9 protein-coding genes are annotated in these 13,794 nt (G+C 68.5%); 5 read left to right on the top strand and 4 right to left on the bottom strand.

Going from position 1 to position 13,794, the window contains the following annotated elements:
* The first annotated feature begins 2 nt into the window (after positions 1–2).
* Both modB and C1707_RS16725 read left to right on the top strand, forming a co-directional pair.
* Entirely contained in the window at positions 3–665 is a 663-nt protein-coding gene (modB, locus tag C1707_RS16730) for a molybdate ABC transporter permease subunit (RefSeq protein ID WP_101713029.1), read from the top strand.
* 102 nt (positions 666–767) lie between these two features.
* Positions 768–2,822, top strand: a complete 2,055-nt coding sequence (locus tag C1707_RS16725) for a transglycosylase domain-containing protein (protein ID WP_240633724.1) — start codon at positions 768–770, stop codon at positions 2,820–2,822.
* 219 nt (positions 2,823–3,041) lie between these two features.
* Here C1707_RS16725 and C1707_RS16720 read toward each other — a convergent pair whose 3' ends face one another.
* Positions 3,042–4,604, bottom strand: a complete 1,563-nt coding sequence (locus C1707_RS16720) for an alpha-N-arabinofuranosidase (protein ID WP_338032060.1) — start codon at positions 4,602–4,604, stop codon at positions 3,042–3,044.
* A gap of 538 nt (positions 4,605–5,142) precedes the next feature.
* Between C1707_RS16720 and C1707_RS16715 the strand changes: the two genes are divergently transcribed.
* Positions 5,143–6,105 carry an IS5 family transposase gene (locus C1707_RS16715; protein WP_123170698.1) on the top strand — a complete coding sequence of 321 codons (963 nt, stop codon included), beginning with the start codon at positions 5,143–5,145 and terminating at the stop codon, positions 6,103–6,105.
* Positions 6,106–6,253: 148 nt separating this feature from the next.
* Here C1707_RS16715 and C1707_RS16710 read toward each other — a convergent pair whose 3' ends face one another.
* Positions 6,254–7,015: a FadR/GntR family transcriptional regulator gene (locus tag C1707_RS16710; RefSeq protein WP_101713247.1), complete on the bottom strand. Its 762-nt coding sequence runs from the start codon at positions 7,013–7,015 to the stop codon at positions 6,254–6,256.
* A gap of 281 nt (positions 7,016–7,296) precedes the next feature.
* Between C1707_RS16710 and araD1 the strand changes: the two genes are divergently transcribed.
* Positions 7,297–8,295 (top strand): AraD1 family protein, encoded by a 999-nt coding sequence (gene araD1 / locus C1707_RS16705; protein ID WP_101713248.1) that lies wholly within the window; start codon positions 7,297–7,299, stop codon positions 8,293–8,295.
* Positions 8,296–8,513: 218 nt separating this feature from the next.
* Here araD1 and C1707_RS16700 read toward each other — a convergent pair whose 3' ends face one another.
* Positions 8,514–9,842 (bottom strand): sugar MFS transporter, encoded by a 1,329-nt coding sequence (locus tag C1707_RS16700; protein ID WP_101713249.1) that lies wholly within the window; start codon positions 9,840–9,842, stop codon positions 8,514–8,516.
* Between the two features lie 130 nt (positions 9,843–9,972).
* Here C1707_RS16700 and C1707_RS16695 point away from each other — a divergent pair, with 130 nt between their 5' ends.
* On the top strand, positions 9,973–11,124 hold the full coding sequence (locus tag C1707_RS16695; RefSeq protein WP_101713250.1) for an aldose epimerase family protein: 1,152 nt from the start codon (positions 9,973–9,975) through the stop codon (positions 11,122–11,124).
* 164 nt (positions 11,125–11,288) lie between these two features.
* Here the strand turns inward: C1707_RS16695 and C1707_RS16690 are convergent, their stop codons facing one another.
* Entirely contained in the window at positions 11,289–13,712 is a 2,424-nt protein-coding gene (locus tag C1707_RS16690) for a glycoside hydrolase family 2 TIM barrel-domain containing protein (protein WP_101713251.1), read from the bottom strand.
* Between the last annotated feature and the right edge of the window lie 82 nt (positions 13,713–13,794).

Raw genomic sequence — 13,794 nt, 5'->3', positions numbered from 1 at the left:
CCATGGTCGAGGCCGTCTGGCTGACCCTCAAGCTGGCGACGGTGACCACCGTCCTGCTGCTGCTGCTGGCCACGCCGCTGGCCTGGTGGCTGGCGCGGGGGCGGTCGCCGCTGAAGCCGGTCGTCGGGGCGCTGGTCGCGCTGCCCATCGTGCTCCCGCCGACGGTGCTGGGCTTCTATCTGCTGATCGCCCTGGGACCGGAGAGCCCGCTGATGGCGCTGCTGAGGCCGGTGGGGATCCGCACCCTGGCCTTCACCTTCGAGGGCCTGGTGGTCGGCTCGCTGATCTACTCCCTGCCCTTCGCCGTGCAGCCGCTGCGCAACGCCTTCCTGGCCGTCGGCGACGAACCGCTGGAGGCGGCCGCCACCCTGGGCGCGGGCAAGGCCGACGTCTTCGCGCGCGTCGCCCTGCCGCTGGCCCTGCCCGGCTATGCCGTGGCCGCCCTGCTGGCCTTCGCCCACACCATCGGCGAGTTCGGCGTCGTGATGATGCTGGGCGGCGGGATCCCCGGCGAGACCCAGGTGCTGTCGATCGAGATCTATCGCCTGGTCGAGAGCCTGGAATGGGACAAGGCCCACCAGCTGTCGGCGCTGCTGCTGGCGTTCGGATTCCTGGCGGCGCTGACCCTTCTGCTGATGGAGAAGCGCCGGAGCGCTCAGGCCTGAACCGGCGTTTCCCCAAATGGCGCTTGTGGGCTGGGCCGCCGCCTCGCCTGTGGTATTGACGCGCCTCGTCTCTCTCGGCGTCCTTTTCGAGTCCCATCGCGCATGTCCGATCCCGCCGCTCCGCAAACCGGTCCCGACGACGCCGAAGACAAGGCTCCCGAAGCCGCGGCCGAGACCGCGCAGGCGCCGCCCGCCGTCGCCGACGAACAGGTCAAGCCGAAGCGCCCCCCGATCTGGAAGCAGCGCCCCTGGCAGATCGGCGCCGGCGTCGTGGTGCTGGCGGTTGTCGCGGTCGTGACCTGGCTGCTGTGGTCGCTGCCGCTGGGCCGCGCCCTGGAGCCGGCCAACAACCCGACCATGGTGCTGCTGGCCTCGGACGGCTCGCCGATCGCCCGCCGCGGCTCGTACAAGGAAGCCCCCATCGAGGCCGCCAAGCTGCCGAAATACGTTCCGGGCGCCTTCATCGCCATCGAGGACCGGCGCTTCTACTCGCACATGGGGATCGACCCCAAAGCGATCGCCCGCGCCCTGGGCGCCAACGCCAAGGCCGGCGGCGTCTCCGAAGGCGGCTCCACCATCACCCAGCAACTGGCCAAGAACGCCTTCCTCAGCAGCGACCGCAACCTGCGGCGCAAGGCCCAGGAGGCCCTGATCGCCCTGTGGCTGGAAGCGCGGCTCTCCAAGGAGGAGATCCTGTCGCGCTACCTGTCGGCGGTCTATTTCGGTGAAGGCGCCTTCGGCCTGCGGGCGGCGGCCCGGCACTATTTCGACACCACGCCCGAGAAGCTGAGCGTCGGCCAGGCGGCCATGCTGGCCGGCATGGTCAAGGCGCCCTCGCGCCTGGCCCCCACCGAGAACTTCGAAGGCGCCCGCGAGCGCATGGACGTGGTGCTGGGCGCGATGGTCGAGACCGAGGTGATCACGCAGGGCCAGGCCGACCAGGCCAAGCGCGACATGCATCCGATCCCGCCGCGCGACAAGCTGCCGACGGGCTCTTACTTCGCCGATTGGGTGTTCCCGCAGGCCCGGGCCGCCTATGACGCCCGCTACGGCGAGACGATCGTCAAGACGACGCTGGACGCCAAGCTGCAGGCCAAGGCCGAGAAGATCCTCAACGACGCCATCGCCCGCGACGGCAAGGTGCTGAACGTCACGCAGGGCGCCCTGGTGGCCATGCGCACCGACGGCAGCGTCGTGGCCATGGTCGGCGGCCGCGACTACAAGACGAGCCAGTTCAACCGCGCCGACGCGGGTCGCCAGCCGGGCAGCGCCTTCAAGCTGTTCGTCTACCTGGCCGCCATCCGCCAGGGCATGACCCCGACCTCGCCGATCCTGGACGCGCCGGTCGACGTGCGCGGCTGGAGCCCGAAGAACCACGAGGGCAAGTACGCCGGCCGCGAGGTGCCGCTGATCACCGCCTTCGCCGGCTCGTCCAACGTGGCGGCCGTGCGCCTGGCCCAGCAGGTCGGCCGCAAGGCGATCGTCGACACCGCCCGCGACCTGGGCGTCACCGAGCCGATCCCCGACGACCTGACCCTGGCGCTCGGCACCGGCCCGATGAGCCTGGTGCAACTGACCGGAGCCTATGCGGCCATCGCCGCCGGCGAGACCCCGGTGACGCCGCACGGCCTCGCCGACTTCAAGACGCCGAAGAAAGCCCGCGCCCTTTCGAAGGCCGAACTGGCCGGCATGCGCGACCTGCTGCGCTCGGCCGTGCATCGCGGCACCGGCGTCGAGGCCGCCATCCCCGGCGCCTTCGGCAAGACCGGCACCACGCAAGGTTATCGCGACGCGATCTTCGTCGGCTATGTCGGCGACCTGGTGATCGGCGTCTGGGTCGGCAACGACGACAACAGCGCCATGAACGGCGTGGTCGGCGGCGGCCTGCCGGCCAAGATCTGGAAGGCCTTCGCCCTGTCGGCCACCGGCGGCGCGCCCAAACCGCCGCAGGACGACGCGCTGAGCGCCGCCGAGGACGCCAGCCTGGCCGAGCCGATCCTGGGCCCCGACGGCCTGCCGCTGCCGCCCGAAGCCGTACCTGCCGAGGGCGAAGCCCCGGCAGATCCCACGGCTCCCGCCCCGGTGGTTCCCGCTCCAGTGGTCCCGGCGGCCCCGGCCCAGCCGGCCGAGCCGCGAGGTCCGACGAACCTGCCGTAAACAAGATCGTCATCCCGGACGGCCGAAGGCCGATCCGGGACCCAGGGGGACTGGGCTCAGCCGTGAGGCTGACGCCCCCGGGCTCGCCATCGCATTGCGGCCGCTCCTGGGTCCCGGCTCTACGCGCTGCGCGCTTCGGCCAGGATGACGAAGTTTCAGATCCAAACGAAAAGGGCGCCGGTGGAAGCCGGCGCCCTTCGACGTTTCGGATCCCGAAGTCTAGTTCAGGTCAAGCACCACCACCGACTTGGCCGGCAGGGTAGCCGTCAGGGTGTCGCCCTTGATGGTCGCGCCCTTGAAGTCGGCGGGCTTGACCGCGTCCGGCTTGTCGAAGGTGTTGCGCGAGGCCATTTCAGGGCCGGTCAGGACGCGGCCCTTGGCGGTCTTGGCCGTCGAGCCCGTCAGCTTGACGGTGACGGTGGCCGGCTTGTTGGGGTCGAGATTGACCAGGGCCACGTGCACCGCGCCGTCCACGCCCTTGGCCGCCGAGGCGGTCACGGCCGGAACCGACGACTTGCCGACCACGTACTGCGGGGTGTCGATCTCGACCGGCAGGAAGGTCGCGCCCTGGAAGGGCTTATAGAGGTCGAACACCCAGTAGGTGGGCGTCAGGACCATCTTTTCCTTGTCGGTCAGGATCATCGCCTGCAGCACGTTGACCATCTGGGCGATGGCGGCCAGGCGCACCCGGTCGGCGTGCTTGTGGAAGATGTTCAGCGTCGCGGCGGCCACCACGGCGTCGCGCATGGTGTTCTGCTGATAGAGGAATCCCGGCTCGGTGCCCGGCTCGACGTCGTACCAGACGCCCCATTCGTCGACATAGAGGCCGACCTTCTTCTCGGGGTCGTACTTGTCCATCACCGCGCTGTGCCTGGTGACCAGCTCTTCCATCTTCAGGGCCTGGACCATGGTGTCGCCCCAGCCCTGTTCGTCGAACACGGTGGCCGAACCCTTCTTGGTCCAGTTGCCGGTCGGGATGACGTAGTAGTGCAGGCTGAGCGCGTTCATGTTCTTGGCCGCGCCCTTCATCAGGACCTCGGTCCAGTTGTAGTCCTCGGCGTTGGGACCAGCGGCGACCTTCACGGGCCGGTTGCCGCGCGGGGCGCGGACGAACTCGGCGAAGTTGCGATAGAGGTTGGTGTAGTGCTCGGCCGTCATCTGGCCGCCGCAGCCCCAGTTCTCGTTGCCGACGCCGAAGTAGTCGACCTTCCAGGGTTTGTCGCGGCCGTTGGCGCGGCGCATGTTGGCGATAGACGAGTTAGTCGGCGAGGTCAGGTACTCGACCCACTCCGACATCTCCTGCGGCGTGCCGGTGCCGACATTGCCGGCGACGTAGGTCTTGGTGCCGATCAGCTCGGCGAAGTCCATGAACTCGTGGGTGCCGAAGGTGTTGGGCTCTTCGACGCCGCCCCACATGACGTTGACCTTCACGGGACGCTTGTCGCGCGGGCCGATCCCCTCGCGCCAGTGATAGTCGTCGGCGAAGCAGCCGCCCGGCCAGCGCACGACCGGCACCTTCAGGGCCTTCAGGGCGTCGACCACGTCCTTGCGGTAGCCCTTGACGTTGGGGATCTTGCTGTCCTCGCCGACCCAGACGCCTTCGTAGATGCCCCGGCCCAGGTGCTCGGCGAACTGGCCGTAGACTTCCGGCTGGATCACGGCGCCGGGCTGGTCGGCGCGCAAGGTCCCGCTGACCTTGGTCTGGGCGAGCGCGCCGCTGGCCATCAGCAGCGCCGCGGCGACGCCGCCCATCAGGGCGTGCTTCAGCATCTTGGAATTCACGTCGTTTCTCCCTTGGTCGGACAGGCGCGCATCCTGGCGCGTGCGACGCGATGGAGGCCCCTTGTTATTTGTCTGAGTATACTCGCACGGAAGGAGCGTCAATCGAGGGCAGGTTACGGCCTGGGCCAGCAATACAAAGACATATGACGGGAAAGCCGGCGGCTAGCTTGTCGGATGATTTGCGCGCGGCGCTACCCCCTCCGGCCCTCTGGGCCACCTCCCCCAGAGGGGAAGGATCTCCAGGTTCGCCTTCCTCGCCACAGAGACGAGGGAGGCGGTGATGGTGGATGGCGGAAAAAGCCTGGGTCCCCGCTTTCGCGGGGATTTTACGGGTGGGGGCGCTGGCAGGAGCCAGGAACCTCCCCCTGCGGGGGAGGCGATCGCGTAGCGATCGGTGGGGGAGTTGGTGGGAAGCTGGCCTACGCCTTGGAAGCTGAAAACGCCCCCCCTCCGTCGCCTTTGGCGACACCTCCCCCAAAGGGGACTGTTGCGAAATTGGCTGGCTGTGATTCCTTGGCGTTGAAGCGGGAGGATTGCGATGTCGGTGAAGGCGACGGGCCAGCTTGGATTTGGAGAGATCGGCGCTGGTCGCCGGGCGGGCAGCGCGGCGTTGGATCGAGTGTCGGCGCTGGTGGACTGGTCGGGCTTCGAGAAGGCCCTGGCGGGTCTTCGCGAGGATGGCCCGGGACGTCCGGGCTACCGGCCGCTGCTGCTGTTCAAGGCGCTCCTGCTGCAGGCCTGGTACGGGTTATCGGACGCTGAGCTGGAGTTCCGGCTGGGCGACAGCCTTTCGTTCAGCCGGTTTGTGGGGCTGAGCCTGGAGGACGCGGTTCCCGATCACACGACGCTGTGCCGGTTTCGTAACCGGTTGGTGAGCCAGCGATTGCTCGAGCGGCTGTTCGACGAGCTGGATCGCCAGTTGGAAGGCGCGGGCCTGGTGCTCAAGCAGGGCGCGATGCTGGACGCCACCTTGATCGAGGCGGCCACGCCACGTCCCCGGGGCGGTCCCGATGCCCTGGCGAAGGCCAGGGACCCCGACGCGGCCTTCGCCAAGCACAAGGGCAAGTCTGGCTCGACCTACGGCTACAAGGCCCACGTGAATGTCGATCAGGGCTCGGGCTTGGTGCGGGCGGTGATCACCACCCCCGCAAACGTCAACGACACCGTCCCGGCCGACGCCCTGATCCGGGGCGACGAGGCGGCCGTCTACGCCGACAAGGCCTATGACACCCACGCTCGCCGCGATCGGCTCAAGCAGGCCGGCGTGAAGCCCAGACTGATGCGCCGCCCCAACCGCTATCATCCCCTGAGCGATCGCCAGAAGCGCCTTAACGACCTGATCGCCCGTCGTCGCGCCGCCGTGGAAACCACTTTCGCCACCTGGAAGCGCCGCATGGGTCTGACGCGGGTTCGCTATCTGGGGATGGCCAAGGCCGCCGGCCAAGTGCTGCTCACCGCCATGGCCTTCAACCTGCGCCGCGCCGCCATCCTGACGGCCTGATCACGCCACCCGTCCGTCCCGATCGACCTGAGACCTCCAAAAGGAGGCCTCAGAACGACCACTCCGCGTCCCCAGCACTCCTACAGAGGCGTATTGCAGCGGTCCCCCAAAGGGGGAGGATCTCTAAGCCGCCTTCCCCGCGAGAACTCTAGACCGACCCCGTTCGCCTCGCGATGGCCGCGCGGGTGTCGTCCTGGGCCAGGCCTACGAGGCGCTCCATGGCCTGGCGGGCCTGGTCGGGGCGGCTGGCGGCGATGGCGTCGAAGACCTTCCAGTGGTCGGGGATCGGGTCGCGGGCCAGTTCGCGATCGCGCTGCTTGAAGATCGTCGTCCAGCGCACGGCCGCGCCGATGCTGCTGGAGAGGGTGCGCAGCGGCTCGTTGTCGGTGGCTTCCAGCACGGTGTCGTGGAAGTCGCGGTCGGCGGCGCGGCCGGCCTCCGTGGCCAGGGTGTGCTGCTGCATCTGGATCAGCGCCGCGCGCATGCGCTCGAGCTGCTCGTCGTTGCGGCGCTCGGCGGCGAGGGCCGCGGCCGAGGGCTCGACGATCATCCGCAGTTCGTGAAGGCTGGTGAGGAATTCCTCGCTGGGCTCGGCCTCGAAGAACCAGGCCAGCACCTCGGGATCCAGCAGGCTCCAGCGCGAACGCGGGCTGACGCGGGTGCCGGCCTTGGGACGGCTCTCGACCAGCCCCTTGGCGGCCAGGATGCGGATGGCCTCGCGATAGGCGCTGCGCGAGACGTTCAACTGTTCGCTGGCGTCGATCTCGTTGTTGAGAACGTCGCCGGGAGCGTACTGGCCCGAAACGATGGCGATGCCGAGCGTGCGGGCGATCGAGCCGTGGATGCGGCCGGAAAAGCCCTCTTCGCGCTCGAACTCGCCGTCCGCGCCGATACCCTTGCCCTTGACCACGCCGCCTCCGCAAATCACCGCACGGCGTCGCCGCCGGTTCACTGAGCGACTCTAGCGAGACTAATTGTCTGACGACAAGGAAATTCACCGTCCGGCGAGCGTACGGGGATCGCTCAGACTGCGCTTAAAGTATGATAAATCAGGCGATAGGCGCGATCAGCGCGTTCCAGCAGACGCGTCTGAGCCCGTCCCAAGCGTGGCGCGAACCCTCGCGATCCGGGTTTGACAGGCCCGTTCCGATCGCTATTTGTCTGACTAATTACAGACGAGAGGATCCACCCATGTCCCTGCGGTTCGTTCAACTGAAGACGCCCGACGGCGTCCGCGCCCTGGCGGCGGTGGACGCCGACGGCGCGGCCCGCAAGGTCGGATCCGCCGATACGCTGTACGCCCTGGGCCAGCTGGCCATCGACAAGGGCGTCAGCCTGGCCGAGGCCGCCCAGCCGCTGGGCGAAGCGATCGACGTCGCCGCCGCCCTAGTCGAGGGCCGCGTGCTGGCCCCGATCGACCACGTCGACCCGGCCCACCTGATCATGACCGGCACCGGCCTGACCCACCTGGGCTCGGCCGAGGGCCGCGACAAGATGCACAAGGCCGCCCAGTCGGGCGAAAACCTGACCGACTCCATGCGCATGTTCCTGATGGGCGTCGAGGGCGGCAAGCCCGCCGCCGGCCAGGAAGGCGTGCAGCCCGAATGGTTCTACAAGGGCGACGGCGGCCAGCTGGTCGGCCCCGGCCAGCCCCTGACCTCGCCGTCGTTCGCCAAGGACGGCGGCGAAGAGCCCGAGATCGCCGGCGTCTACCTGATCGGTCCGGACGGCACGCCGCACCGCCTGGGCTTCTGCCTGGCCAACGAGTTTTCCGACCACGTGATCGAGCGCGGCAACTATCTGTGGCTGGCCCACTCCAAGCTGCGCCAGGCGGCGCTGGGTCCGGAGCTGCTGAGCGGCGAACTGCCGGCCGACGTGCGCGGCGCCAGCCGCATCGTGCGCGGTGGCGAGACCGTGTGGGAGAAGCCCTTCCTGTCGGGCGAGGCCAACATGTCCCACACCATCGCCAACCTGGAGCACCACCACTTCAAGTACGCGCTGTTCCGCCGCCCCGGCGACGTGCACGTGCACTTCTTCGGCACGGCCACCCTGTCGTTCTCGGAAGGCTTCCAGACGCAACTGGGCGATGTGTTCGAGATCGAGGCCGCCCCGTTCACCCTGCCGGTGCGCAACCCGCTGGCCCAGGACGCGGCGCCGGCCGAAGCGACCGTGGCGGTGAAGGCGCTCTGAAACGTCCTGCGTGATCCTCGTCCTTCGACGAAGCTCAGGATGAGGATCATTTCAGGCGCAGCGGAATAGTAGAAACCTCGTCCCGAGCCCGTCGAAGGACGAGGTTTCGGCCCCGCAAAAGCAAGAAGGCCTCGCACCCTGCGGTGCGAGGCCTTCTCTTTGCGCTGGAGGCTTGTCAGCCAGAGCAAGGGGAAGCGGCGAACCGCTCCCCTCCCCGATCACTCGGCCGGGGCCGACTGGGCCTCGAGCGCCACGGGCTCTTCCTCGGCCGTCACCTTGCTGCCCCACAGGGCATAGAACAGCACGTAGAGTTCGCAGACGGCGGTCAGCAGGAACGAGATCTGCAGGCCGAACTTGTCGGCCAGGATGCCCTGGACGACCACCAGCGCGCCGCCGGCGATGGCCATGACCAGCAGGCCCGAGCCTTCCTCGGTCAGGGCGCCCAGGCCCTTGATGCCCAGGGTGAAGATGGTCGGGAACATGATCGAGTGGAACAGGCCCACGGCGATCAGGCTCCACATGGCGGCCGGGCCGCTGGCGAAGACGGTGACGACCATGACCACGAAGGCCAGGCTGGAGAAGATCGCCAGCACCTTGCCCGGATCGACCTTGCGCATCCAGAAGCTGCCGACGAACCGGCCCACCATCATGCCGCCCCACAGCAGGAACAGGTAGTTGGACGCCTGGGCGTGGGTCAGGTTGCCGATCTTGGGATCGGACACGAAGTTGATGAACAGGTTGGAGACCCCGATCTCGGCGATCAGGTAGATGAAGATCGCCGGAATGCCGAGCACCAGGTTGCGGTGCTTCCACAGCGACTGCTTCCTGCGCTCGCCGGCGGCGGCCTGGCGGCTCGAACCGCCCAGATCCGGCAGCTTGTAGCGGCCGATGACCACGGCCAGCAGCACCAGGACCACGGCGACGATGAAGTAGGGCAGCTGCACCGACTGGGCGTCGGCCAGGCGCTCGGCCTGGGTCATGACGTGACCGGCTTCGGCGTTGCCGGAGGCGCTGCGGCTGAGGATCAGGTAGCCGCCGAACAGCGGGGCCAGGGTTGTGCCCAGCGAGTTGAAGGCTTGCACCAGGTTGAGGCGCGAGGACGCCGTCTCCGGCGGGCCGACCACGGCGACGTAGGGGTTGGCGGCGACCTGCAGCAGGGTGATGCCCGAAGCGATGATGAACAGGGCCGTCAGCACCACGCCATAGGACGGAATGCGCGCGGCGGGGATCATCAGCAGCGCCCCGGCCGCCATGATCAGCAGGCCGGTGACCATCGACTTCTTGTAGCCGATCGCCTCGATCAGCTTGGCCGACGGGATGGAGGCGAAGAAGTAGGCGATGAACCACACCGACTCGATCAGGGTCGTCTGGGTGTAGCTGAGGTCGAACACCGAGCGCAGGTGCGGCAGCAGGGTGTTGTTGATGACCGTGATGAAGCCCCACATGAAGAAGAGGCTGGCCAGCAGGGTAAGGGCCGAACGCTGGGCGCGGGCGTCGCCCACGCTGGCCGCGCCGGCTCCTGCAGACGTGGTGATCGGTGCGGGCATTCCCGGGTCTCCCGTGTCGAGCCCCGCGACGTCTTGGCGTTGCGTGGCGGTTTTTTGTCTGAGTATATGGCGACCTATTGGCCGTCAACGCCGACAGAGAGCGCGAGCGGCCCGCCTGAGAGGAAACCCGATGAAGACCTGGCGCCACGCCCTGCCGAGCCTTGCCCTGTTCGCCGCCGCCGCGGCCGCGCCCCTGGCGGCTCAAAGCGCCGAAATCAGCCGCAAATCCTTCGGCCAGACGCCGGACGGCCAGGCCGTCGAGGCCATTACCCTGACCAACGCAAAAGGGGTGCGCGCCACCGTGATCACCTACGGCGCGACGCTGCAGGCCCTGGTCGCGCCCGACCGCGCCGGCAAGACGGCCGACATCGTGCTCGGCTACAAGGACGCGGCCGAATACGTGAAGGCGGCCAATTACTTCGGCGGCTCGGTGGGCCGCTTCGCCAACCGCATCGGCAAGGGCAAGTTCACGCTGGACGGCAAGACCTACCAACTGGCGCTGAACAACAACGGCGTGGCCGCGCTGCACGGCGGCGTCAAAGGCTTCGACAAGGTGGTCTGGACGGTGCTCGAGGCCAAGGCCGGCCCTGTCGCCTCGGTGACCTTCCAGCACGTCAGCCCGGACGGCGAGGAAGGCTATCCCGGCACGCTGACCGCCACGGCGACCTACGCGCTGGACGAACAGAACCAGCTGACGGTGACCTACGGCGCCACCACCGACAAGCCGACCATCGTCAACATCACCAACCACGCCCTGTTCAACGTCGCCGGCGAAGGCTCGGCGGACGGCGCCATGGGCAACGTGCTGACCATCCCGGCCGACGGCTACAGCCCGGTCGACGGCGAGCTGATCCCGACCGGCGAGACGACGCCGGTGGCCGGCACCGTCTTCGACTTCCGCAAGCCCACGGCCGTGGGCGACCGGATCCGCGACGCCAGCGACGCCCAGATCGTCGCCGGCCGTGGCTACGACCACAACTACGTGCTGACGGGCAAGTCGGGCGGCGCGCTTCGTCTCGGGGCCAGGCTGGCCGATCCCAAGAGCGGCCGCGTGCTGGAGATCCTGACCGAGCAGCCGGGCATCCAGTTCTACGCCGGCAACTTCATCGACGGCACCACGATCGGCAAGAGCGGCAAGATCTATCGCCAGGGCGACGGCATCGCGCTGGAGCCGCAGCACTTCCCCGACGCGCCCAACAAGCCGCAGTTCGCGCCGGTGCGGCTGGATCCGGGCCAGACCTACCAGAACAAGATGGTCTTCCGGCTCACCACCCAGAAGTGAACGCAAAAAAGAAGCCCGGCGGTCACCCGCCGGGCTTAGTTCATTAGGGAGGAAACGCCCAGGAAGGGCAGAGGCGCTCGCGCCTCACGGGGCTGTAGTTAGCGCTACCAGCTAGGTTTTCAAGCCCCAACCGCACAAAAGTGACGCTTTGTCGCAGAACATGTTCACCGAGCGCGGTCGCTGACCACTTTCAGCGACGCCTTGCCGGCCACAAGGCCCGGCGCGGTGGCGGTGACGGTCAGCGATCCCCCCTCGCCCGCCCCGCGCACGAGCGCCACGGCCTTGCCCTGCCAGGCCTTGCGGGTCGGCGAGGCGAAGGCCGCATGATCGGTCGGCGCGGCGTTGTCGGCGGCCACGAAGGCGCCCGCCCCCGAAACCTGGAAGGTGATCGCGTCGTCGGCCGAAGGTACGACCACGCCCTTGGCGTCGACCACCCGGGCGCGGACGAAGGCCAGCTCGTCGAAGCCCGTGCCCACCTTGTCGCTCTCGGCGATCAGCTCGATGCGGGCCGGCTTGCCGGCGGTGCGCAGCACGTCCTCGAGCTTGACGCCCGGATCGCGGCAGGCGGCCTTCACCTCGCCGGGCGCGAAGGTGACGGTCCACTGGCGCGGCGAGGCGTCGGCCGGCAGGGCCTTGGCGCCCAGCCAGCGGCCGTTCAGCGAAACGTCGACGCTGGCGCAGTTGGAATAGACCTCGATGGTCTCCTCGTGCGGGGACAGATCCTGCGGGGTCCAGTCGTCGAAGACGGCGACCTTGGGCGGCGGGGTGGCGACCGCAACCATGGTCGGCAGGGCCGGCGCGGGACCGGCGCCGTCGGACGATGGCGGCGGCGCGGCCGGCAGGGCGTTGCGCACGACGTGCAGCACCGGCGTCTCGGACCACCAGGACGCCCGCTGCATGCCGACGATCTTCAGCGCGCCGGTGCGGTCGACGATGCCGGCCGGATTGTCGATGTTGGGCCAACCGCTGCGGTCGGCCTCGCCGAGATAGTCGATGCCTGTCCACAGGAACATGCCCGAGTAGGCCGGGTAGTCGCGCACGGCGACCCACGAGGTGCGGGTCTTGCTGTTCTCCGTGCCCAGGATGATCCGCGCCGGGTTCTGCTTGTGGGCCGCGATCAGCTCGTTCTCGCGATAGTTCTGGCCGACCACGTCGAGCATGTCGGCGAAACCGTTCTGGTAGTCGCCGGTCACGTTGGGCCGGAACAGGCCCATGGTCACCGGCCGGGTCGGGTCGGTGGCGTGCATGACGTTCAGCAGGCTGGTCAGCGCCGCCTTGGCCTGCACCGGATAGGCGGTGTCGTGGATCTCGTTGCCGGCGCTCCAGACGACGATGCTGGGATGGTTGCGGTCGCGGCGGACCATGTCGCGGGCGTCGCGCTTGTGCCAGTCGCTGAAGAACAGGTGGTAGTCGCCGGGGGTCTTGGACACGTTCCACTGGTCGAACAGCTCGTCCATGACCACGAAGCCCATCTGGTCGCAGAGATCCAGAAACCCTGGCGACGGCGGGTTGTGGGCGGTGCGGATGGCGTTGACGCCCTGGGCCTTCAGGGCCGCCAGGCGCTGACGCCAGACGTCCATCGGTACGGCCGCGCCCACAGCCCCGCCGTCCATGTGCACGGCCACGCCCTTGAGCTTCACGTTGCGGCCGTTGAGCCAGAAACCGCTGTCGGCCTTGAAGGCGGCCTCGCGCACGCCGAAGGGCACGGTCTCGGCGTCCAGCCCCTGCCCGCCCTCGCCCGTCACGCGGATCTCGGCGCGATAGAGATTGGGGGTCGCCAGGTCCCAGCGCTTGGGCGAGGCGATGTCGAGCGAGAGCTTGAGGGTCTCGGTTCGAGCCGGATCGATGGCGACGGCGGGGACGGCGCCGCGGGCGACCTCCTTGCCGGCCGGATCGCGCAGGACGACCTCGATCCCGGCCTTGGCCGCGCGATTGGCGTCGTTGACGACGTCGACGGCGATGTCGGCAACGGCCTTGTCGCCCGCGATCTTCGTCACGCTGACGAAGGCCCCGCCCTGCTCGACGTGCTGGGCGGCGCTCTCGATCAGGCGGACCTTGCCGTAGACGCCCGAGCCCGCGTACCAGCGCGACGACGGGGCATGCTCGGTGTCGGCGCGGACGGCCAGGACGTTGCGGCCATCGGCCTTGATGAAGTCGGTGATGTCGTAGCGCAGGCCCACATAGCCGCTGGGGCGATGGCCCAGGTGATGGCCGTTGATCCAGACCCCGCTGCGCTCCATCACGCCGTCGAGCTCGACATAGATCCGGCGGCCCGGCCCGGGCGGCTTGACGTCGAGGGTCTTGCGATACCAGCCGATCCCGGTGGGCAGAAACCCGCCCGCCCCGCCGGCGCGGGCCTTGATGTCGAACGGCCCGGGGATGGCCCAGTCGTGCGGCACGGAAACCCTGGTCCACGCGCCGTCGTCGAAGGCCGCCGTCTCGGCGCCCTCGGGGTCGCCATGGAAGAAGGTCCATCCTTCAGCGAGCGGCGTCGTCACCCGATCGGCGGCGGAAGCCGGCAGGGCGCAGAGGCCGAGAACCGCCGCCAGGGCCAGGCGCGAGACGCCGCGCGACAGGGAATGAGCCATCGTTTTCTCCCTGGGACACGCCGAAACGTTAATCCCATATTTTGATATTTTGTGTCATTTTATGAAAACCCCAACAAAACAC

It is taken from the genome of Caulobacter flavus (assembly GCF_003722335.1).
In the GTDB taxonomy this organism is placed as follows: Bacteria; Pseudomonadota; Alphaproteobacteria; order Caulobacterales; family Caulobacteraceae; genus Caulobacter; species Caulobacter flavus.
The sequence above is the reverse complement of the archived record's forward strand: the minus strand, read 5'-3'. Positions and strand labels throughout refer to the sequence as shown.

Coding starts and splice junctions, on each gene's coding strand:
- C1707_RS16690 (WP_101713251.1), bottom strand. CDS start 13,712: ATGGCTCATTCCCTGTCGCGCGGCGTCTCGCGCCTGGCCCTGGCGGCG.
- C1707_RS16695 (WP_101713250.1), top strand. CDS start 9,973: ATGAAGACCTGGCGCCACGCCCTGCCGAGCCTTGCCCTGTTCGCCGCC.
- C1707_RS16700 (WP_101713249.1), bottom strand. CDS start 9,842: ATGCCCGCACCGATCACCACGTCTGCAGGAGCCGGCGCGGCCAGCGTG.
- modB (WP_101713029.1), top strand. CDS start 3: ATGGTCGAGGCCGTCTGGCTGACCCTCAAGCTGGCGACGGTGACCACC.
- araD1 (WP_101713248.1), top strand. CDS start 7,297: ATGTCCCTGCGGTTCGTTCAACTGAAGACGCCCGACGGCGTCCGCGCC.
- C1707_RS16725 (WP_240633724.1), top strand. CDS start 768: ATGTCCGATCCCGCCGCTCCGCAAACCGGTCCCGACGACGCCGAAGAC.
- C1707_RS16715 (WP_123170698.1), top strand. CDS start 5,143: ATGTCGGTGAAGGCGACGGGCCAGCTTGGATTTGGAGAGATCGGCGCT.